Origin of the sequence: Micromonospora sp. NBC_00898 (assembly GCF_045207895.1) — a bacterium.
In the GTDB taxonomy this organism is placed as follows: Bacteria; Actinomycetota; Actinomycetes; order Mycobacteriales; family Micromonosporaceae; genus Micromonospora.
Genome location: NZ_CP108775.1, coordinates 1,124,762 through 1,144,525 on the forward strand (window position 1 = coordinate 1,124,762; position 19,764 = coordinate 1,144,525).

A 19,764-nucleotide genomic window follows, 5' to 3' on the forward strand; every position below is an offset into this window, starting at 1 on the left:
CCTGAGACACAAACGATACGATCCGGTTCCGTATCGAAACCCCTTCACCTACGCTCGTCAGCGTTACGAGTCTGCCCCGTATCGTATTTCGACGCGGGGAAAGCCGGGGGGAGAACCGGACATGGAACCGCACGATAACACCGGACACCCGAGGAGGTGGGCGATCCTCGGGGTGCTGGTGATCAGCCTCCTCGTGGTCGTCCTCGACAACACCATCCTCAACGTCGCGCTGCGCACCCTCGCGGACCCGGTGCACGGCCTCGGGGCCAGCCAGGGCGAGCTGGAGTGGGCGATCAACTCCTACACGCTGGTCTTCGCCGGCCTGCTCTTCACCTTCGGGGTGCTCGGCGACCGCGCCGGCCGCAAGCGCTTCCTCATGGCCGGGCTGGTCATCTTCGGCCTCGCCTCGCTGCTGTCGGCGTACGCGCAGAGCCCGGCGCAGCTGATCGGCGCCCGCGCCCTGATGGGGATCGGCGGCGCCGCCATCATGCCGGTCACCCTGTCGATCATCTCCAACGTCTTCGACCCGCGCGAGCGTGGCCGGGCGATCGGCATCTGGGCCGGCGCGGTCGGCCTCGCCGTGGCGATCGGGCCGATCCTCGGCGGCGCCCTGCTGGAGCACTACTGGTGGGGTTCGGTCTTCCTGATCAACGTGCCGGTCGTGGCGGTCGGCGTGGCGCTGGTCGCCGTCCTCGTGCCGGAGTCCCGCGACCCGAACCCGGGCCGGGTCGACCTGCTCGGCGTGCTGCTCTCGGTGGTCGGCCTGGTCGCGCTCACCTACGGCATCATCGACGGCGGCGAGCACGGCTTCGACCGGCCGCTGGTCTGGGCCTCGATCGTCGGCGGCCTGGCCGTGCTGGGCTGGTTCATCTACCACGAGCTGCGCAGCGACCACCCGTCGCTGGACGTCCGGCTGTTCCGGGTGCCGCGCTTCGCCGCCCCGGTCGCGCTGGTCGGGCTGGTCTTCTTCGCCGCCATGGGCGTGATGTTCTTCAACGCCTTCTACCTGCAACTGGTGCGGGGCTACAGCCCGCTGGAGACCGGTCTGCTCTTCCTGCCCTTCGCCGCCGCGCAGCTGTTCTTCGCGCCGCGCAGCGCGGCGATGGTCCGCCGCTTCGGCGGCCGGGCGGTCGCGATCGTCGGTCTCGTGCTGACCGCGGTGGCGCTCGGCGCGTTCGTCTTCGTCGACGAGGTCACGCCGATCTGGGTGGTCCTGGTCCTGACCTTCCTCCAGGGCACCGGCATGGCCAACATCATGCCGCCGGCCACCGAGTCGATCATGTCAGCGCTGCCCCGGGAGAAGGCGGGCGTCGGCTCGGCGGTCAGCAACACCGTCCGGCAGGTCGCCGGCGCGCTGGGCGTCGCGGTGCTCGGCTCGGTGCTCTCCGCGGTCTACCGGGGGGACATCGCCTCGGCGCTCGCCGGCCTGCCCGCCCCGGCCCGGGACGCCGCCGACGAGTCCATCTCCGGCGCGTACGCGGCGGCGGCCCAGCTCGGGCCGGCGGCGCCGAAGCTGATCGCGGCGGCCAACGACTCGTTCGTCGCGGCGATGCACTGGGCGGCCGGGCTCTCCGCGGTGGTGGCCGCGCTCGGCATCCTGATCGCGCTGCGCTGGATGCCGGCCCGCCCGGCGACCGCCCCGACCGAGGCTCGACCGGCCGTCGAGCCGGAGTTGGCCGGGACCGCCTAGGTTGGGCGACAATGTCTGACATGACTTCCACTGCCGATGCTCCGCGGTCGCCCGGGCGACCGCGGAGCATCCGCGCGGACGAGGCCATCATCGAGGCCACCCTCGACCTGCTCGCCGAGGGCAGCGGCATCGAGACGCTCTCCATCGAGGCGATCGCCGCCCGCGCCGGCGTCGGCAAGGCCACCATCTACCGGCGCTGGTCCGGCAAGGACGCCCTGCTGATCGACGCGCTGCGCCGGCTCAAGGGCGTCCTGCCGCAGCCCGCCGGCCACTCCGTCCGGGACGACCTGGTGCTGCTGGTCGGCGCGGTCGGGCACAACATCGACCCCCGGGCCGCCAAGATCATGCCCTGCCTGGTGCCCGAGGTGAACCGCAGCCCGGACAACTTCCAGCTCTACCAGAACATCATCGAGCCCCGGCGGCAGCTGATGCGCGAGGTGCTGCGGCGCGGCGTCGCCGACGGTGAGCTCCGGGCCGACCTCGACATCGAGCTGACCATGGCGCTGCTCACCGGGCCGATGCTGATCCAGCGGATGCTGCGCTGGCACCCCGAGCTGGACGACCGGATCCTGCCCGACCGGGTCGTCGACGCCGTGCTGGAAGGCATCCGCGCCCGCTGACGGTCCGCGCCGTCAGTTCTCTCCGCCCGCTCCGGAAAGCAGCGGCACGAGCCGGGTGAGCGCGGGGAAGGTCGAGCCGCGATCCTCCGGCTCGATCGCGATGGCGGCGGCAAAGGCCCAGGCCAGTGCGGTCTCCCTCGACGTGCCGTCGAGATGCGGCACCAGCTCGGCGAGCAGGGCCGACCGCGCACCCGGGTCGCGCAGGGACCCCGCCGTCACCAACGCGTCCTGTGCCGCGTCGGCCGCCTCGGCCGGGGACAGGTACGCGACGAGCCGCGCCAGCCCTCGCGCCCGTGACGCGGGCTCCTCGATCTGCCGGACCTCCTGGTAGGCGCGCCGCCGGCGGGGCACGTCCAGGTGCGGCGCAAGCTCGTGCAGCGCGTCCACCAGATGCTCCGGCTCGTAGCTCAGCGTCAGCTCCAGGGCCTGCCCCCGGCGCTCCGCGTCCACGAAGGGCGCCAGCGTCGCCAGGCCCTCCTGCGGGTACTCCCGCTCCTCCCGCAGCGCCACCTCCCACAGCCCGGCGAGCTGCTCGGTGGTGAGGTGGGGCGCCAGGACGCGCAGGTGCGACGCCCAGGGGCCCCCTGGGCGGTCGGTCAGGGCCTCGACCGCAGCCGACACCGCCGGTGTACGGACCTCGTCGGGCAGGTACGGGACCAACGAGGTCAGCGCCGCGGCCCGGGGGCCGGGGTCGGCGATCGCTCCCGCGGCTGTGGTGGCAGCGGGCAGCAGGTCGGACGGCAGCAGCGGGATCAGCAGGCTCAGCGAGTGGGCGCGGCTGTGCCCGTCGCGCACGGCCGCGACGGCGGCCAGCGCGTCACCGAGTTGATCGGGCTCAAGCAGCGGAAACAGGTCCTTCCAGGCCAGGTGGGAGTGGCGGTCCCCGGTCGGCTCCCGGGCGGCGGCCAGCGCGTCCGCCACGGCCTGACGCCGGCGCGCGGCGGGGAGGGAGCGGGCGACACCGGCCAGCGCGCGCGCCCGGAACCCGGGATCGGTGATGCCGGCCGCGGCGTTGACGGCGACGGCGAGCTGCGCCTCGTCCAGGTGTGGCGCGATCGCGGTGAGCAGCAACGCCCGCGCGTTCCCGTCCTCGACCTCGATGATCTCGCTCAGCGCGGCGGCCCGCTGTTCGGGGAGGTAATGCTCCGCGAGCCAGCAGAGTTCCGGGCCAGGTCCGTCGCGGAGCCGGCCGGTGACCATGTCGTAGAGCTCCGCTCGCTGGGCCGCGTCGAGCCACGGCGCCAACTCCACCAGCGACGAGGCGCCCGTCGCCGGGTGCAGTCGGCGTGCGGCGGCCAGCGCGAACCGGGCCGCCCCGGACCGTCGCCCGTGCGGCAGCCGGGGCAGCAGCGCGACCAGCGTCAGCAGCTGCTGGGACGCGCGGTCCATCATCGGCACCACCGTCGGCGCGCGTTCCGCCTGCGCCTCGGTGAGACGCGGTGCGAGGCGGACGATGAGGTTCGTCCGCCGGTGCCGGTCCGACAGGGTCGACGCGACCTGGAGCGCCCGTTCGACCTGCTCGTCGTCCAGCCACCCGGTCAGCTCCTCCAACCCCGGTGCGTCGGGCAGGGCGAGCAGCGTGGCGAGCGCGTCGGCGACCGTGGGCGCGGGCTGTCCCGCCGGCGGCAGGGGGACCGGATCCACCTCGCGCAGCAGCTCGTCGAGATCCGCCAGGGCGTCCAGGAAGTCCCGCAGCTCGTCGCTGTCGTTGTACTCGTCGAAGACATCCGGATGGTCCGCCAGCCGGCACACCCGGCTGGCCGCCGCCACGAGCCGCCGGAACGGATCCTGTTCGGGTTCGGTCACGGACGTCGATCATGCCCGATGACCAAGCGGCCCACCGTCCCTCCCGGCCGGCGGCGCCGGGTCAGCCGGCGGGCGTACGCAGGCGGTGCAGGCGCAGCGCCAGCTGCACCTCCAGGGCCCGCTCCGGCTTCTGCCAGTCCGCGCCGAGCAGCTGCCCGACCCGCTCCAACCGCTGGGTCACCGTGTTGACGTGCACGTGCAGCAGCTCCGCCGCCCGGGCAAGGCTGCCACCCACCCCGAAGTACGCCTCCAGCGTCTTCACCAGCGCGGTGCCCCGCCGGGCGTCGTAGTCGACCACCGGGCCGACCGTCGTGGTGAGGAACCGGGCCACGTCGCGGTCGCCGGAGTCGCCCACCGCGCCGAGCAGCAGCCCGACGAAGCCCAGCTCGGCCGTGCTCGCCCCCTGCCCGGAGCGGCCCAACGCGCCCAGCGCGGTGAGGCAGCGTTCCGCCTCGGCGAAGGTGGCGGCCAGCGACGCCGGACCGGCCGACGGGCCGCTCGCGCCGGCGGTCACCGGCCGGCCGGTCACCCGGGACAGGTCCCGGGCCACCGCCCGGGCGCTGCCCCCGGCGTCCCGCCCGGGCAGCATCAGCACCACCCGGCCGTCGCGCGCCGCCGCCAGCCCACCCCGGGTCGAGGCGTACGTGGTGGCCCAGGACAGCACCCGCTGCCGGGCCGAACCGGTCGCGGCGATCGCGTCGTCGCCGACCGCCACCAGCACGTGCGGGGCGTCCAGGTCCACCCCGAGCCGGCGGGCCCGGCTCCGCAGCGCGTCGGCGTCCCGCAGCGGCCGGGCGATCAGGTCGTCGAGCAGCTCGCCCCGGACCCGCCCCTCCGCCTCGGCGACGGTCCGACGGAACAGCAGCAGCAGCGCGGTCACCAGCGCGGCCCGCTCCAGGATCCGCTGGTCCGCGTCGACCAGCTCGCCGTCGGGGCGCAACACCAGCGCGCCCAGGTTCTCCGCGCCGGCCACCACCGCGGCGTACCAGAGCGGCCCCCGGCGCACGCTGCGCCCCTCGGTACGCGACGCCGCCACCGCCTCCACCATGTCCGCCCGGTCCGGCTCCTCGATCTGCCCGACCCGGGCCAGCTGGCGTCCCTCGGCGTCCAGCGCCAGCAGCGCCCCGCCCAGCACGTCGGTCACCGCGGCGGCCACGTCCTCCACCCCGCCGCCGCGCAGCACCAGCGCGGTCATCCGGTCGTGCGCGGCCGCGGCCCGCTCCACCGAGCTGCTGTGCGCCCGGATGGTGCTGTTCGCCGCCGACAGCTCCGCCAGCGCCGAGCGGGTCTCCGCGAGCAGCCGGGCGGTGTCGATCGCCACCGCCGCGTGCGCCGCGAGCGACACCAGCAGCGACACCTCCTCGCGGGCGAACGGCCGGGCCGACCGGTTCGCCGCGTACAGCACGCCGATCACGCTGGAGCCCAGCCGCAGCGGCACGCCGAGGATGGCGACCAGGCCCTCCTCGCCGACCCCGCCGTCGATCTCCCCGGTGTGCCGGAACCGCTCGTCCTCCTGGTAGTTCGAGGTGACGTACGGGCTGCCGGTCTGGGCCACGAGACCACCGAGCCCATCGCCCATCTCCAACCGCAACCGCTGGAACCGGGCGGAGATCGAACCGTCGGTGACCCGCATGTACGTGTCGCCGCGCTCGTCGTCGTTGAGCGTCATGTATGCGACGTCGGTGCCGAGCAGGTGCCGGGCCCGGTAGACGATGGCCCGCAGCACGTCGTCCAGGTCACGCAGGCCGGCCAGGTCGCTCGCCGTGTCGTACAGGCCGGAGAGCTCGATCTCCCGGCGGCGCCGGCGCTCCAGCAGCGCGCGGACCCGCAGCGCCACCACCTTCGCCTGCTCCAGCTCGGCCAGCCGCTCGGCCGGCAGGCCGGCGGCCCGGGCGGCCACCAGCGGCCCCTCGAACTCGACCGTGGCGGCCTCCCGGGCCAGCAGTTCCAGGAACTCCACCGGCGACGACATGAGCGACATTGTGCGCGAGGCCACTAGTTGGCCGTCCAGCCCCCGTCGAGGGCGATCGAGGCGCCGGTGATGAAGGCCGCCGGCGGGGAGCAGAGGTACGCCACCAGTTCCGCCACCTCCTCGGGCTCGATCAGCCGCTTGATCGCCGCCCGGGCCAGCATGATCTTCTCGACCACCTCGTCCGCGCCGATGCCGTGGGTGGCGGCCTGGTCGGCGATCTGGCTCTCGACCAGCGCCGTCCGGACGTACGCCGGGTTGATGCAGTTGGCCGTCACCCCGTGCGCGGCGCCCTCCAGCGCGACCACCTTCGACAGCCCCTCCAGGGCGTGCTTGGCCGACACGTACGCCGACTTGTAGGGCGAGGCCCGCAGCCCGTGCACCGAGGAGATGTTGACGATCCGCCCCCAGCCCTGGGCGTACATGTGCGGCAGGGCCCGCCGGGTGATCCGGAACGGCGCCTCCACCATCACCCGGTGGATGTAGGTGAAGCGGTCGGGAGGGAAGTCCTGCACCGGCGCGACGTGCTGGAGGCCGGCGTTGTTGACCACGATGTCCACGTCGGCGTCCAGCCGGTCCACCGCGGCCGGATCGGCCAGGTCGACCCCCTCGGCCCGGCCGCCCGTCTCGGCGGCGACCGCCTTGGCCGCCTCCACGTTGCGGTCGACCACCAGCACCGCCGCGCCGGCCGCCGCCAGGCGCAGGGCACAGGCCCGACCGATGCCGCTGCCACCACCGGTCACCAGGGCGCTACGACCGGAGAGGTCGACGTGTACGACGTGGGGGACCGCCACGGGTTCTGCCGTCATGGCGCAAGAAGTTACGAGCTGTGTGGCCGGCGGCACATGGGCCGGCGACACATACTCCGGGACCAGAGTATGTGTCGCGGGCGGCGGCCGGTGCCGCCCGGCGTGTCCGCCCGGGGGTCCGTCGGGGCCGACCAGTAGGGTGTCGAACACACGTACTGCTGACGGCTGGGGAGGAGGCGGCGTGCGCGTGCTCGGCGTCGACCCGGGGCTGACCCGGTGCGGGGTCGGCGTGGTCGAGGGGGTGCCGGGCCGGCCCTGCACGCTGGTCGCGTACTACGTCGTCTACACCGACCCGGGTGACGAGCTGCCGCTGCGCCTGCTGCACCTGGACCGGTCGCTGACCGACCTGGTCGCCGAGCACCGGCCGGACGCCGTCGCCGTCGAGCGGGTGTTCAGCCAGCACAACGTCCGCACGGTGATGGGCACCGCCCAGGCCAGCGGGATCGCCGTGCTCGCCGGGGCGCGCGCCGGGCTGCCCGTGCAGACGTACACCCCGAGCGAGGTGAAGGCGGCGGTGACCGGTTCCGGTCAGGCCGACAAGGCGCAGATGACCGCCATGGTGACCCGGCTGCTGCGGCTGGCCGAGCCGCCGAAGCCGGCCGATGCCGCCGACGCCCTGGCCCTGGCCATCTGCCACGTGTGGCGGGGCGGCACCCGGTCCAAGCTGGCCGCCGCGGCCGAGCGGGTACGACGAGGAAGGAGCGACTAGTGAAGGTCACCCGGATCGCGTACTTCACGGGCCTGAACGCGGGCAAGTACGCCGCCCTGGTGGAGCAGGCCCGTCGGTTGGGTCGAATTCGCAGTGAGGTGTGGCAGCGCTACGGCTCGATCGGCGGTGTCGGGTCCGGTCTGCGGGATCGGCAGGTGCGGGACCACTGGCTGGCTGACGGCACGCACGTGCGGTTCGGGGTGCTGGCGAACGCGTGGAAGGAGACCGTCCGCGACGCGATGGCCGACATCGGAGCGAACCTGGCCTCGGCCAAGGTGCAGGTGCGTCGGGCGATCAACCGGCGCACCAACGATCCGGTCGAGCGCAAGCGGATGCTGGCCGCGCTGATTGCGGACCGGTGGGCCAGTGACCCGTTCCTGGCTCGGCAGATGCGCAAGCACTGGAAGCGGGGCCGCAACCGCACGCACGATCAGATCGTGGTGCGCGCCGACCGACACCACACCGTCACCGACCCGCGCGGCCGATTGTGGCTTGCGGTCCCGGGCCTGGAACGCCGCAAGATGGTCAAGATCCCGCTGTCGTCGACCGTGGCCCCGACTGGCACGCTACGGCTGATCCTGCGCGGCGGCCGGGTCGAGGTGCACTACCAGATCGACGCGTCGCAGATGCGCTCGTCGCAGCGGCCGTGCGGGGACCGGACGATCGGCGTGGACAAGGGCTACAGCGAAGCCCTGACCGACTCCGACGGCGGCCGGCACGGCACCCGCCTCGGTGAGCTGCTGGCCGGTGAGTCGGACCGGTTGAAGGAACGTAACCGCCGTCGGGCGAAGCTGCGCTCGATAGCGAACACCGCTTCCCTGCGTGGTGACCACGCGAAAGCGCTCCGGATCAGGTCCCACAACCTCGGGACCGTCAAGCGGGACCGGCAGGCCGCCCGGCACCGGGCACGGGTGCGTACGGAGATCTCCACCGCGGTGCACGGGGTCGTGGACAAGGCCGCCATCGTGGTCGCCGAAGACCTCACCAGAAGCTTCGCCGGGCGTAAAAGGCTCGGCAAGAACGTCAACCGGCGCCTCGCCGCGTGGACCAAAGGGGTCACCGCCGAGGCCCTCACAAGCGTGTCGGAGCGCAGAGGTTCTGCGCTCGTGCGCGTCAACGCCGCCTACACCTCACAAGCCTGTCACCGCTGCGGCCGGCTCGGCCGACGCAGCGGGGACCGGTTTCACTGCACCTGGTGCGGGGTGGTGTGGCAGGCCGACGTGAACGCCGCGATCAACATCCTGCAGCGAGCAGGCGACCCCGACATCGCCCTGCACACCCCCCACCACGCGGTGAGGCAGATCCTGCAGGACAGGACCGATCGCCACCGGACCAGACTGCCGGTCCAGGACTCCATCCCGGCAATAGCCGAACGGAGAGCGAACCATCCGAACCGCTCAGCAATGAGCAACCAGTAGGAAGCAGGAGCGCGATGATCGCCAGCGTGCGCGGCACGGTGACCGCGACCGGTCCCGACCACGCGGTGGTGGAGGTCGGCGGGATCGGCCTGGCGGTGCAGTGCGCCCCCGGCACCCTGGCCGAGCTGCGGGTCGGCCAGCCGGCCCGGCTCGCCACCAGCCTGGTCGTCCGGGAGGACTCGCTCACCCTGTACGGCTTCGCCGACGACGACGCCAAGCAGCTCTTCGAGCTGCTCCAGACCGCCAGTGGGGTCGGCCCCCGGCTGGCCCAGGCGGTGCTCGCCGTGCACACCCCGGACGCGGTCCGCAAGGCCATCGCCAACGCCGACACCGCCGCGCTGACCCGGGTGCCCGGCATCGGCAAGAAGGGCGCCGAGCGGCTCGTGCTGGAGCTGCGGGACCGGATCGGCCCGGTGCCGGTCGGCATCGACGGCGCGGCCGGGGTGACCGGCGGCGCCTGGCCCGAGCAGGTCCGCCAGGCGCTGGTCGGGCTCGGCTGGTCCAGCGCCCAGGCCGAGCAGGCGGTGGCCACGGTCGCCGAGACCGTCGACGGCCAGACCCCGCCGGTGCCGGTCCTGCTCAAGCAGGCCATCCGCCTCCTGGGCCGGACCCGATGACCGGCGACAACCTGGTCTCGGCCTACGTCAGCGACACGGAGCTGGACGCGGAGGCCACCGTCCGGCCGAAGCGCCTCGACGAGTTCATCGCCCAGCACCGGGTCCGCGATCAGCTCGACCTGCTGCTCCAGGGCGCGATGCGGCGCGGCTCCCCGCCCGACCACATCCTCCTCTCGGGGCCACCTGGCTTGGGTAAGACCACCCTGGCCAACATCGTGGCCGCCGAGCTGGGCTCGGGCATCCGGGTGACCAGCGGCCCGGCGATCGAGCGTTCCGGCGACCTGGCGGCCATCGTGACCAGCCTCGCCGAGGGCGACGTGCTCTTCATCGACGAGATCCACCGGATCGCCAAGCCGGCCGAGGAGCTGCTCTACAGCGCGATGGAGGACTTCCGGGTCGACGTGGTGGTCGGCAAGGGTCCGGGCGCCACCGCCATCCCGCTGGACGTCGAGCCGTTCACCCTGGTCGGCGCGACCACCCGGTCGGGCCTGCTCACCGGGCCGATGCGGGACCGGTTCGGCTTTGTCGCCCACCTCGACTTCTACGCCCCGGCCGACCTGGAGGCGCTGCTGCGCCGCTCCGCGCGGATCCTGGGCGTGCCGATCACCGACGAGGGCGCGACCGAGATCGCCGGCCGGTCCCGGGGCACCCCCCGGATCGCCAACCGGTTGCTGCGCCGGGTGCGGGACTTCGCCGAGGTCCGGGCCGACGGCGTGGTCACCCTGGAGACGGCCCGGGCGGCCCTGACCGTGTACGACGTCGACGCGCTCGGCCTGGACCGGCTGGACCGGGCGGTGCTGACCGCGCTGGTCGACTCGTTCCGGGGCGGCCCGGTGGGGCTGTCCACCCTCGCGGTGGCGGTGGGGGAGCAGCCGGACACCGTCGAGGAGGTCTGCGAGCCGTTCCTGGTGCGGGCGGGGCTGCTGGCGCGTACCCCGCGGGGGCGGGTCGCCACCGAGGCCGCCTGGCACCATCTGGGGCGTACTCCGCCGAATGGTACATTTGGCGCGGATGCCCCTCCCGTGCCCGATCTCTTCTCCGTGCCACCTGAGCAGCCGTGATCCGAACGTGATCTGTGCCGCATTCGGTCTTCTCAGGTGCAGGGATTAGACTTCGCCGCGGTTTGTACAGGACGTGAGATTCCGCCTCCGCTCCGGCGCCCCTCGTGCCGGTGAGGAGGCCAATGGGAAGGTCGACAACCGTGCTTTACCTTGCAGCGGGTCCTGGAGGAGCCGGCGGTCTGACGCCGATCCTGATGATCGCCCTGCTCTTCGGTGTCATGTACTTCATGATGATCCGCCCCCAGCAGAAGCGCCGGCGTGACGCCGAGCAGATGCAGTCCGCGCTCTCCCCGGGCGACGAGGTGGTCACCATCGGCGGTCTCTACGGCACGGTCACCGAGGTGGACGACGACACCGTCCTGCTCGAGGTCGCCCCGGGCGTGCAGACCCGGTACGCCCGCCCGGCCATCGCCCGGGTGACCACCCGCGCCGAGCGTCCGGAGACGATCGAGCCGGCGCCCGAGGAAGCCGACGCCGTCAAGGAGTGACCGACCGCCCCGACGGGGCAGCGGATTCATCCCCACAAGTGGATAGTTGGGTCGGCGCCCGACGCTGACACGCCAGACTCCCTCCGACGCCGCCGCGTCGTGACCCGGAGGCGTGTCGGCCGGTGGCGTCGACCCGCCAGAACAGTCGGCCGGACACCCCCGGCCCGACTTTCGTCGCCGCTGCGCAGGCGGCGCGACCGTACAGGGAGACAGGACAGCCGTGGCACCACCTCAGGGACAGATGCGCCCCGGGCGGCAACTCGCCGTTCTCGGGCTCGTCTTCGTCGTCCTCTATCTTTTGGTGTTCTTCTCGGGCGGCGCCAGTGGTGGCTGGAAGGACCGGCTGGAGCCGCGGCTCGGCCTGGACCTGATCGGCGGCACCCGGCTGACGCTCGAGGCCACCAACAGCGTGGACGGCAAGCCCCCCACAGCCGCGAACCTCGAGGAGGCGCGCCAGATCATCGAGAGCCGGGTCAACGCGTACGGCGTGGCCGAGGCCGAGGTGGTCACCGAGGGCAACCGGAACATCGTCATCTCCCTGCCCGGTGAGAACCGGGACCTGACCGACGTCGGCAGCGCCGCCGAGCTGCGGTTCCGCAAGGTGCTCAAGGCGACCGACGGCAGCGGTGCGACCGCTGCCCCGGCCCCGAGCGCCAGCCCCAGCGCGAGCCCGGCCCCGTCCGGCAGCGCGAGCCCGGCCCCGTCCGGCAGCGCCTCCCCGAAGCCGTCGGGGAGCGCCCCGAAGATCACCGCCTCGCCGAGCGCCGGCGGGCAGGGCGGCATGGCCCCGACGCCGACCCCGAGCGCCAGCGCCGCCGCGCCGACCCCGTCGGCCTCGGCGAGCGCCGCCGCGCCGTCGCCGAGCGCCACCGAGCAGGTGCCGCAGAGCGTCGAGCAGCAGCGCAAGGCTGTCGAGCAGAAGGTCGGCCCGGCCGCCTGGGCCGCCGCCACCGCCCTGAAGGCCCCGGCCGACGTCACCGCCGACCCGTCGCTGGCGGAGAAGCTCAAGCCGTTCGGCGCGCTCTCCCCACAGGAGATCGCGGTGCTGCCGGTCGACATGCAGTTCAACGTCCCGACCATCACCTGCGCCCAGCTCGACAAGCGGCCGCCGGCGTCGATCAAGGACGAGAAGCAGCGGGCGGTCGCCTGCGAGAGCGGCGCCAAGTACCTGCTCGACGTGGCGAAGGTGGTCGGCACCGACGTCAAGGACGCCTCCGCCCAGCTCGACCAGACCAGCTCCTGGGTGGTCAGCCTGCAGTTCACCGGCAAGGGCCAGGAGCACTGGACCAACCTCACCCGCGAGGCGTTCACCAACGAGGGCCAGGCCTGCGACCAGACCGCCCTCGGGCAGGACGGCAAGTGCCGCGTCGCGGTGGTCCTGGACAACCAGATCGTCTCCTCGCCGGAGATCCAGGGCGTGTTGACCGGTGACTCCCAGATCACCGGCAGCTTCGACAACAAGGCCGCGAACGCGCTCGCCAGCCAGTTGCGCTACGGCGCGCTGCCGGTGACCTTCGTGCCGCAGGAGCAGCAGAACGTCACCGCCACGCTCGGCGACAGCCAGCTGCGGGCCGGTCTGCTCGCCGCCGGCATCGGCATGCTGCTGGTCATCATCTACTCGTTCTTCTACTACCGGCTGCTCGGTTCGGTGATCTTCCTGAGCCTGGTGCTCTCGGCGCTGCTGGTCTTCGGCGCGCTGGTGGTGCTCGGCCGGTCGATCGGCTTCACCCTCACCCTCGCCGGCATCGCCGGCATGATCGTCTCGCTCGGTGTGGCGGCGGACTCGTTCGTCATCTACTTCGAGCGCCTCAAGGACGAGATCCGCGAGGGCCGCAGCCCGCGCAGCGCGGTGCCACGTGCCTGGGTCCGGGCCCGCCGGACGATCATCTCGGCGAACGCCATCACCCTGATGTCCGCCGTGGTGCTCTACATCGTCTCGGTCGGCACGGTGAAGGGCTTCGCCTTCGCCCTCGGCCTGGCGACCGTGCTCGACCTGGTGGTCGTGTTCCTCTTCCGTCACCCGATCATGACGATGTTCGCCCGGACCCGGGCGTTCCTGTCCCCGCGGGTCAGCGGTCTCGGTCGGGCCCTGCCGGCTCGTTCGGCCGAGCAGGCCAACCCCCGCAACCCGCGCGTCAAGGAGGCCTGAGATGGCTAAGAGTGGTCTGGCGTCCCGGCTGTACCGGGGCGAGGCCGATCTCAACATCGTCGGCCGGCGCAAGCTGTGGTTCGGCGTCGCCGCCGGGCTGGTGCTGCTCGCGGTGCTCAGCTTCGCCGTGCGCGGCTTCAGCCTCGGCATCGAGTTCGCCGGCGGCAACTCGTTCCAGGTGCCGGCCAGCGTCGGCACGCTGGACGGTGCCGAGAAGCAGGTCAACTCGGCGCTGGCGGCCGAGGGTGGCGGTGCCGAGGTGGTCACCGCGCAGAAGGTCGGCAGCACCAGCGGCCAGTACTACGAGATGCGCACCACGCAGCTCAGCCCGGAGCAGGCCAACGCGGTCAAGGGCGAGATCGCCAAGAGGTTCGACATCCAGCCCAGTCAGATCAGCGGCAACCAGGTCTCCGAGGCGTGGGGCAGCCAGGTCACCGAACGCGCGCTGCTCGGCCTGCTGCTCTTCATCGCGGTGGTGGCGATCTACCTGATCCTGCGCTTCGAGTGGCGGATGGCCGTCGCCGCGATCAGCTCCCTGTTCATGAACCTGATCCTCACCGCCGGCATCTACTCGCTGGTCGGCTTCGAGGTCACCCCGTCGACGATCATCGGCTTCCTCACCATCCTGGGCTTCGCGCTCTACGACGTGGTGGTGGTCTTCGACAAGGTTCAGGAGAACACCCGCGGCATCACCGCGAACAACAACCTGACCTACGGCGAGGCGGCCAACCTGGCGCTGAACCAGAGCCTGATGCGGTCGCTGAACACCTCGGTGGTCGCCCTGCTCCCGGTCGGCGGTCTGCTCTTCATCGGCGCCGGTCTGCTGGGCGCGGGCACGCTGAAGGACCTCGGCCTGGTGCTCTTCGTCGGTATGGCGGTCGCGTTCCTGACCTCCATCCTGCTGGCCACCCCGCTGCTGGTGCTGCTGAAGAACCAGGACCCGCGGATCAGCGCGCACAACAAGCGGGTGCTGGCCCGCCGGGGCGCCATCGCCCGGGGCGAGCTGGCGCCGAAGGGCGCGCCGCGGGCCGCCGAGGCCGGCGAGGAGGCCGTCGACCCGGAGGCCGCGGCGCTGGCCGGCGCGGCGCCGAAGGTGGGTGCCCGACCGGCCGCCAAGCGCCCGACCGGCGCCCGGGGCGGTCGTCCCAGCGGCGGCGGGGGCAACCGGCCGGGCGGCGCCAAGCGCCGCTGACGGGTAGACCCGGTAGCGATCGACCTGACGGCGTCCGCCATGCTGTGCGAGCAGCATGGCGGACGCCGTCGTCGTCGGAAGGGAAGCGGAACACCGTGACGGAGACCCACAGCACCGGGGTACGGGGAGACAGCGGCCCGGAGGTCGCCCGGCTGGTGGCCAGCCGGGTGCTGGACGTGCCGGACTTCCCCAAGCCCGGCGTCATGTTCAAGGACCTGATGCCGCTCTTCGCCGACGGTGACGTGTTCCGCGAGGTGATCGACGGGATCGTCACGTACCACGGGCGTGACTCGTTCGACGCGGTGGTCGGCATCGAGGCGCGCGGCTTCGTGATCGCCGCCGCCATCGCGTACGCGACCGGGGTCGGCGTGGTGCCGGTGCGCAAGGCCGGCAAGCTGCCCCGCCCGGCGTACTCCGCCTCCTACGCGCTCGAGTACGGCGAGGCGACCCTGGAGGTGCACCAGGACGCCTTCACCGCCGGCCACCGGGTGCTGGTCGTCGACGACGTGCTCGCCACCGGCGGCACCGCCGAGGCCACCCTCGACCTGGTGGAGCGGGCCGGCGGGACGGTCGCCGGCTTCACCGTGCTGCTGGAGCTGGCCTTCCTCAAGGGGCGGGAGCGGCTGGCCCCGCGTCCGGTCCATGCCCTGCTGACCGTTTGATGCCACGCCCCGTCGGGCGGAGCCGGTGCGGACCGTCCGGCGGAGCGGCGGGGCACCCTGCGTGCGGGTAGCATTGCCCTTTGCTGACCGGGCGGGCGACCGTCCGGCGGCGGGAAGACCGCCGGCCGCGGGCCGGCGCGGAACAACACCGGCCCCACAGCCGGTTGCAACGAACGTCGGCCGGACGGTCGGCGCATCCCGGCGAGCGGTGAGGAGGCCGGTGTCCCACGATGTCGTCCCTCCGGTGGAGGGCACGGTGCACCCGACAGGCGACGCGGACGGCTCGGTGGCCGAGCGGAGCGGCAACCCGCCGGCCCGGGTGACGGGCTCTGGCAACGGCGTCGCCCCCGATGCCGCCGCGGACGATGCCTCGTCGTCCGGCGGCGCCGTGGTGGTGCCGTTCCCGACCGAGGTTCCCGGTGATCCCTCCCCGAGCGGTGGCTTCGCGCTGTCCAACGCGCCCACCGGCCGCCGGGTGCGCGCCCGGCTGGCCCGGTTCAACGCGCCCTGGCAGACCTCGCAGGTCAGCGAGGTGCTCGAACCGCTGATCGCCTCCCACCGGGAGAACCACCCCAAGGCCGACGCCCGGCTGCTCCAGCGGGCGTTCGACACCGCGGCACGCTGGCACTCCGGGCAGTACCGCAAGTCCGGTGACCCGTACATCACCCACCCGCTGGCTGTGGCCACCATCCTGGGCAACCTGGGCATGGACACCACCACCCTGGTCGCCGCGCTGCTGCACGACACCATCGAGGACACCGAGTACACCCTCGACCAGATGCGCGCGGACTTCGGCCCGGAGGTGACCCTCCTGGTCGACGGTGTGACGAAGCTGGACAAGGTCAAGCTGGGCGACGCGGCCAAGGCGGAGACGATCCGCAAGATGGTCGTGGCGATGGCCAAGGACCCACGGGTGCTGGTGATCAAGCTGGCCGACCGGCTGCACAACATGCGGACCCTCACCTTCCTGCCCCGCCCCAAGCAGGAGCAGAAGGCGAAGGAGACGCTGGAGATCCTGGCGCCCCTCGCGCACCGCCTCGGTATGAACACGATCAAGTGGGAGCTCGAGGATCTGGCCTTCGGCACCCTGTTCCCGAAGCGCTACGAGGAGATCAACCGCCTGATCGGGGAGCACCAGCCGCAGCGGGAGGCGCTGCTGCGCCAGGTGACCCAGAAGGTGTCGACCGACCTGAAGGCCGCCAAGATCAAGGCGGAGACCACCGGCCGGCCGAAGCACCTCTACTCGATCTACCAGAAGATGATCGTGCGGGGTCGCGACTTCAACGACATCTACGACCTGGTCGGGGTGCGGATCCTGGTCGACACGGTGCGGGACTGCTACGCGGCGCTGGGCGTCATCCACGCCAACTGGCAGCCGGTGCCGGGCCGGTTCAAGGACTACATCGCCATGCCCAAGTTCAACATGTACCAGTCGTTGCACACGACGGTCATCGGGCCGACCGGCAAGCCGGTGGAGATGCAGATCCGCACGTACGCGATGCACCGCACCGCCGAGTTCGGCATCGCCGCGCACTGGAAGTACAAGGAGCACAAGGGCACCCAGATCGTCGGCCCGCCGGCGCACATCGACGAGATGACCTGGCTGCGCCAGCTGCTGGACTGGCAGCGGGAGGCGGCCGACCCGAGCGAGTTCCTCGACGCGCTGCGGTTCGACCTGTCCAGCCAGGAGGTGTACGTCTTCACCCCCAAGGGTGACGTCATCCCGCTGCCGACCGGGTCGACGCCGGTGGACTTCGCGTACGCGGTGCACACTGAGGTCGGGCACAAATGCATCGGCGCCCGGGTCAACGGCAAGCTGGTGCCGCTGGAGTCGACGCTGTCCAACGGCGACGTGATCGAGATCTTCACCTCGAAGTCGGACACGGCCGGCCCGACGCAGGACTGGCTCGGCTTCGTCAAGAGCCCGCGCGCCCGCACCAAGATCCGCCAGTACTTCAACAAGGAGCGCCGCGAGGAGGCGATCGAGGCCGGCAAGGACTCGATCGTCAAGGCGATGCGCAAGCAGGGCATGCCGTTGCAGCGGATGCTCACCTCGGACGCGCTGATGGCGATCGCCCGGGATCTGCACCTGGCCGACGTGGCCTCGCTCTACGCGGCGGTCGGTGACAGTCAGGTCTCCGCGCAGTCGGTCGTGCAGAAGCTGATGGCGACCTACGGCGGCGAGGAGGGCGCGGCGGAGGACATCGCCGAGACCGCCGTCGCCACCCGACCGCCGCGCAGCCGGCAGAGCAGCAGCGACCCCGGCGTGGTGGTCCGCGGCGTCAGCGACGTCTGGATCAAGCTGGCCCGCTGCTGCACCCCGGTCCCGCCGGACGCGGTCTTCGGCTTCGTCACCCGCTCCGGCGGGGTGAGCGTGCACCGGGACGACTGCGCCAACGCCGAGGACCTGCGGGCGCAGAGCGAGCGGGTGGTCGAGGTCAGCTGGAAGCTCACCTCCGCCTCCACCTTCCTCGTCGCCATTCAGGTCGAGGCGCTGGACCGGCACAAGCTGCTGGCCGACGTGACCCGGGTGCTGTCGGAGGAGCGGGTGAACATCCTCTCCGCCACCGTCACCACCACCCGGGACCGGGTGGCGGTGAGCCGGTTCAGCTTCGAGATGGCCGACCCGAAGCACCTGGGCCACCTGCTGGCCGCGGTGCGCAAGGTCGACGGCGTCTTCGACGCCTACCGGGTCACCTCGGGCGCCTGAGCGAGCAACGGGAAGCGCCCGCCGGCTTCGGCCGGCGGGCGCTTCGTCGTCGTACGGGTGGGCTCAGCCCTGGATGTCGCTCATCGCCAGCTTGTTGATGACGATCTCCTTCTTGGGGTGGCCGCCGCCGGCCTGCTGCGCGAAGGCCTTGTCGTCACCGGCCGCCGCGACCTGCTTGACCACGTCCATGCCGCCGGTGATGGTGCCCAGCACGGTGTAGTTCGGGTCGAGCTGCGAGTCGCCGTAGACGATGAAGAACTGGCTGCCGGTGCTGCCCGGCTGGCCGGAGTTGGCCATCGCGATGACGCCCTCCGGGTACGGCGGGCGCTTGTCGGTCGGCAGGTTCTCCTCGGCCATGTTGTAGCTCGGGCCGCCGGTGCCGTCGGTCTCGCGCCAGCCCTTGCCGGTCGCGCTCGGGTCGCCGCACTGCAGCACCTTGATGCCCTCGGTGACCAGGCGGTGGCACTTGGTGTTGTCGAAGAAGCCCTTGCTGGCCAGGTGGGTGAAGCTGCCCGCGGTGCACGGCACGGCCGCCCGGTCGATCTTCGCGGTGATCGGCCCCAGGTTGGTGTCCATCGTCATGGTCTGGGTGCCGACGTTCTTCTGTTGCGCCTCCGGCACCCCGACGTCCTTGATCTGCTTGGTGCGCCCCTCCTTGGGGACCTCCGTGTAGGCGCACTGGACGGCACCCGCCGAGGTGGCGGTCTGCTTCTTGTCGTCGTCGCCACCGAGGGCGGTGGCCAGCCAGACGGTGCCGGCGACCACGAGCAGCAGGACCGCACCGGCCCCGACGATCGCCTGCGTCTGCCGGCGCTTGCGGGCGCGGGCCGCGCGCTCGGCCATCTCCCGCTCGAGTCGGGCCCGCGCCGCCGCGCGCTGCCGCTCTCTCGTGGACGTCACGGTCACTCCTTACGAAACTTCTCGGGCGCGGACGGTGCCGCTGCGGTGGGTGGGCGGCCGGGTCAGCCGGCGCTGGGGCTCGCCGTGGGCGTGCTGGTGGCGGCCGGTGCGGTGGTCGGCGCACCGACCGTGAGGCTCTGGATCAGCACGTCGGTCTTCGGCTTGACCTTGGCCCCGCTCCCATTGTCCACGGTCGGCAGGGCACCGATCTTCTCCACCACGTCGAGGCCGGCGGTGACCTTGCCGATCACCGGGTAGGCCGGCTTTGCCGGGTTGAAGTCCTTGAAGAAGACGAGGAACTGGCTGCCGTTGCTGCCCGGCGGGTTCGCGATCATCGCGACCGTGCCCTTCGGGTACGCCGGCGGCTGCCCGGCGGCCGGCTTGCCGGACGGGCTCGGCGCCGGGGTGGGCACGTTCTCGTCGTAGAACGAGTAGGCGGGGCCGCCGATGCCGGTGCCGCTGGGGTCGCCGCAGCGCAGCGCGCCCTCGGCGGTGATCTCGTGGCACTTGGTGTTGTCGTAGAACGACTTGCCGGCCAGGTGGGCGATGCTCGCCCCGGCGCACGGCGCGGCCGCCAGGTCGAGCTCGGCGGTGATCGGTGCGCCCTGGTTGGTGGTGATCGTCATCGCCCGGGTGCCGGAGGTCGGCAGGCCGGTGGTGGCCGGGGTGCCGACGTCCTTGAGGTTGGTGTTGGCGCTGGCGTCCTGCGGGGTCCACACGCAGACGTCCTCGGCCGCCTTCTTCTCCGGCTCGGAGTCGAACGCGCCCAGCGCCCAGGCCGACCCGAGCGCGATCAGCGCGAGCACCACGGCGGCGCCCACGCCGGCCTGGATCTGCCGGCGGCGCTTCGTGGCCGTGGCCCGCCGGGCGAGCTGCCGGTCGAGCTTGGCCCGCGCCAGTTTGCGCTGCCGGTCCCTGCTGGAAGCCACCCGTGCTCCCCTTCCTTTACCCTGGTCGTCGCCGG

15 protein-coding genes and 1 pseudogene are annotated in these 19,764 nt (G+C 72.4%); 11 read left to right on the forward strand and 5 right to left on the reverse strand.

The genetic code is table 11. The features are described from left to right. Positions 1 to 121 precede the first annotated feature (121 nt). Positions 122 to 1,690: an MFS transporter gene (locus OG799_RS05345; protein WP_406043668.1), complete on the forward strand. Its 1,569-nt coding sequence runs from the start codon at positions 122 to 124 to the stop codon at positions 1,688 to 1,690. 11 nt (positions 1,691 to 1,701) lie between these two features. Continuing rightward, positions 1,702 to 2,310: a TetR/AcrR family transcriptional regulator gene (locus tag OG799_RS05350; protein WP_406043670.1), complete on the forward strand. Its 609-nt coding sequence runs from the start codon at positions 1,702 to 1,704 to the stop codon at positions 2,308 to 2,310. Between the two features lie 12 nt (positions 2,311 to 2,322). On the opposite strand, the gene OG799_RS05355 is transcribed toward OG799_RS05350, so the two are convergent. From OG799_RS05355 to OG799_RS05365, 3 genes are all read right to left on the reverse strand, one after another. Further along, a complete protein-coding gene (locus OG799_RS05355) occupies positions 2,323 to 4,116 on the reverse strand; it encodes a hypothetical protein (protein WP_406043672.1) in 1,794 nt (597 codons plus the stop codon). Between the two features lie 61 nt (positions 4,117 to 4,177). Then, on the reverse strand, positions 4,178 to 6,097 hold the full coding sequence (locus OG799_RS05360) for a helix-turn-helix domain-containing protein (protein WP_406043674.1): 1,920 nt from the start codon (positions 6,095 to 6,097) through the stop codon (positions 4,178 to 4,180). Positions 6,098 to 6,111: 14 nt separating this feature from the next. Beyond that, a complete protein-coding gene (locus OG799_RS05365; RefSeq protein ID WP_406043676.1) occupies positions 6,112 to 6,894 on the reverse strand; it encodes a 3-hydroxybutyrate dehydrogenase in 783 nt (260 codons plus the stop codon). A 181-nt stretch (positions 6,895 to 7,075) separates the two neighbouring features. On the opposite strand from OG799_RS05365, the gene ruvC reads away from it, so the two are divergent. From ruvC to OG799_RS05410, 9 genes and pseudogenes are all read left to right on the forward strand, one after another. Continuing rightward, positions 7,076 to 7,603 (forward strand): crossover junction endodeoxyribonuclease RuvC, encoded by a 528-nt coding sequence (gene ruvC / locus OG799_RS05370; RefSeq protein WP_406043678.1) that lies wholly within the window; start codon positions 7,076 to 7,078, stop codon positions 7,601 to 7,603. Beyond that, positions 7,603 to 9,021 (forward strand): RNA-guided endonuclease TnpB family protein, encoded by a 1,419-nt coding sequence (locus OG799_RS05375; RefSeq protein WP_406043680.1) that lies wholly within the window; start codon positions 7,603 to 7,605, stop codon positions 9,019 to 9,021. Before ruvC ends, OG799_RS05375 begins: the two co-directional genes overlap by 1 nt. Positions 9,022 to 9,035: 14 nt before the next feature. Continuing rightward, positions 9,036 to 9,638, forward strand: a complete 603-nt coding sequence (ruvA, locus tag OG799_RS05380; protein ID WP_406043682.1) for a Holliday junction branch migration protein RuvA — start codon at positions 9,036 to 9,038, stop codon at positions 9,636 to 9,638. Further along, positions 9,635 to 10,699, forward strand: a complete 1,065-nt coding sequence (ruvB, locus tag OG799_RS05385; protein ID WP_406043684.1) for a Holliday junction branch migration DNA helicase RuvB — start codon at positions 9,635 to 9,637, stop codon at positions 10,697 to 10,699. The genes ruvA and ruvB overlap by 4 nt, the downstream gene beginning before the upstream one ends. A gap of 122 nt (positions 10,700 to 10,821) precedes the next feature. Further along, positions 10,822 to 11,187, forward strand: coding sequence for a preprotein translocase subunit YajC (yajC, locus tag OG799_RS05390; protein ID WP_406043686.1), 366 nt, complete (start codon positions 10,822 to 10,824; stop codon positions 11,185 to 11,187). A gap of 220 nt (positions 11,188 to 11,407) precedes the next feature. After that, complete coding sequence (gene secD / locus OG799_RS05395) at positions 11,408 to 13,336, forward strand: protein translocase subunit SecD (RefSeq protein WP_406043688.1); 1,929 nt, start codon at positions 11,408 to 11,410, stop codon at positions 13,334 to 13,336. Position 13,337: 1 nt separating this feature from the next. Continuing rightward, complete coding sequence (gene secF / locus OG799_RS05400) at positions 13,338 to 14,528, forward strand: protein translocase subunit SecF (protein WP_406043690.1); 1,191 nt, start codon at positions 13,338 to 13,340, stop codon at positions 14,526 to 14,528. 95 nt (positions 14,529 to 14,623) lie between these two features. Continuing rightward, positions 14,624 to 15,190 (forward strand): adenine phosphoribosyltransferase, encoded by a 567-nt coding sequence (locus tag OG799_RS05405; protein ID WP_406043692.1) that lies wholly within the window; start codon positions 14,624 to 14,626, stop codon positions 15,188 to 15,190. A 430-nt stretch (positions 15,191 to 15,620) separates the two neighbouring features. Then, positions 15,621 to 17,900 (forward strand): annotated as a pseudogene (locus OG799_RS05410) (RelA/SpoT family protein); the annotation flags it as partial. Between the two features lie 63 nt (positions 17,901 to 17,963). Here OG799_RS05410 and OG799_RS05415 read toward each other — a convergent pair. Continuing rightward, positions 17,964 to 18,800 (reverse strand): peptidylprolyl isomerase, encoded by an 837-nt coding sequence (locus tag OG799_RS05415; protein ID WP_406043694.1) that lies wholly within the window; start codon positions 18,798 to 18,800, stop codon positions 17,964 to 17,966. 62 nt (positions 18,801 to 18,862) lie between these two features. Then, positions 18,863 to 19,729, reverse strand: a complete 867-nt coding sequence (locus tag OG799_RS05420) for a peptidylprolyl isomerase (RefSeq protein ID WP_406043696.1) — start codon at positions 19,727 to 19,729, stop codon at positions 18,863 to 18,865. Positions 19,730 to 19,764 lie beyond the last annotated feature (35 nt).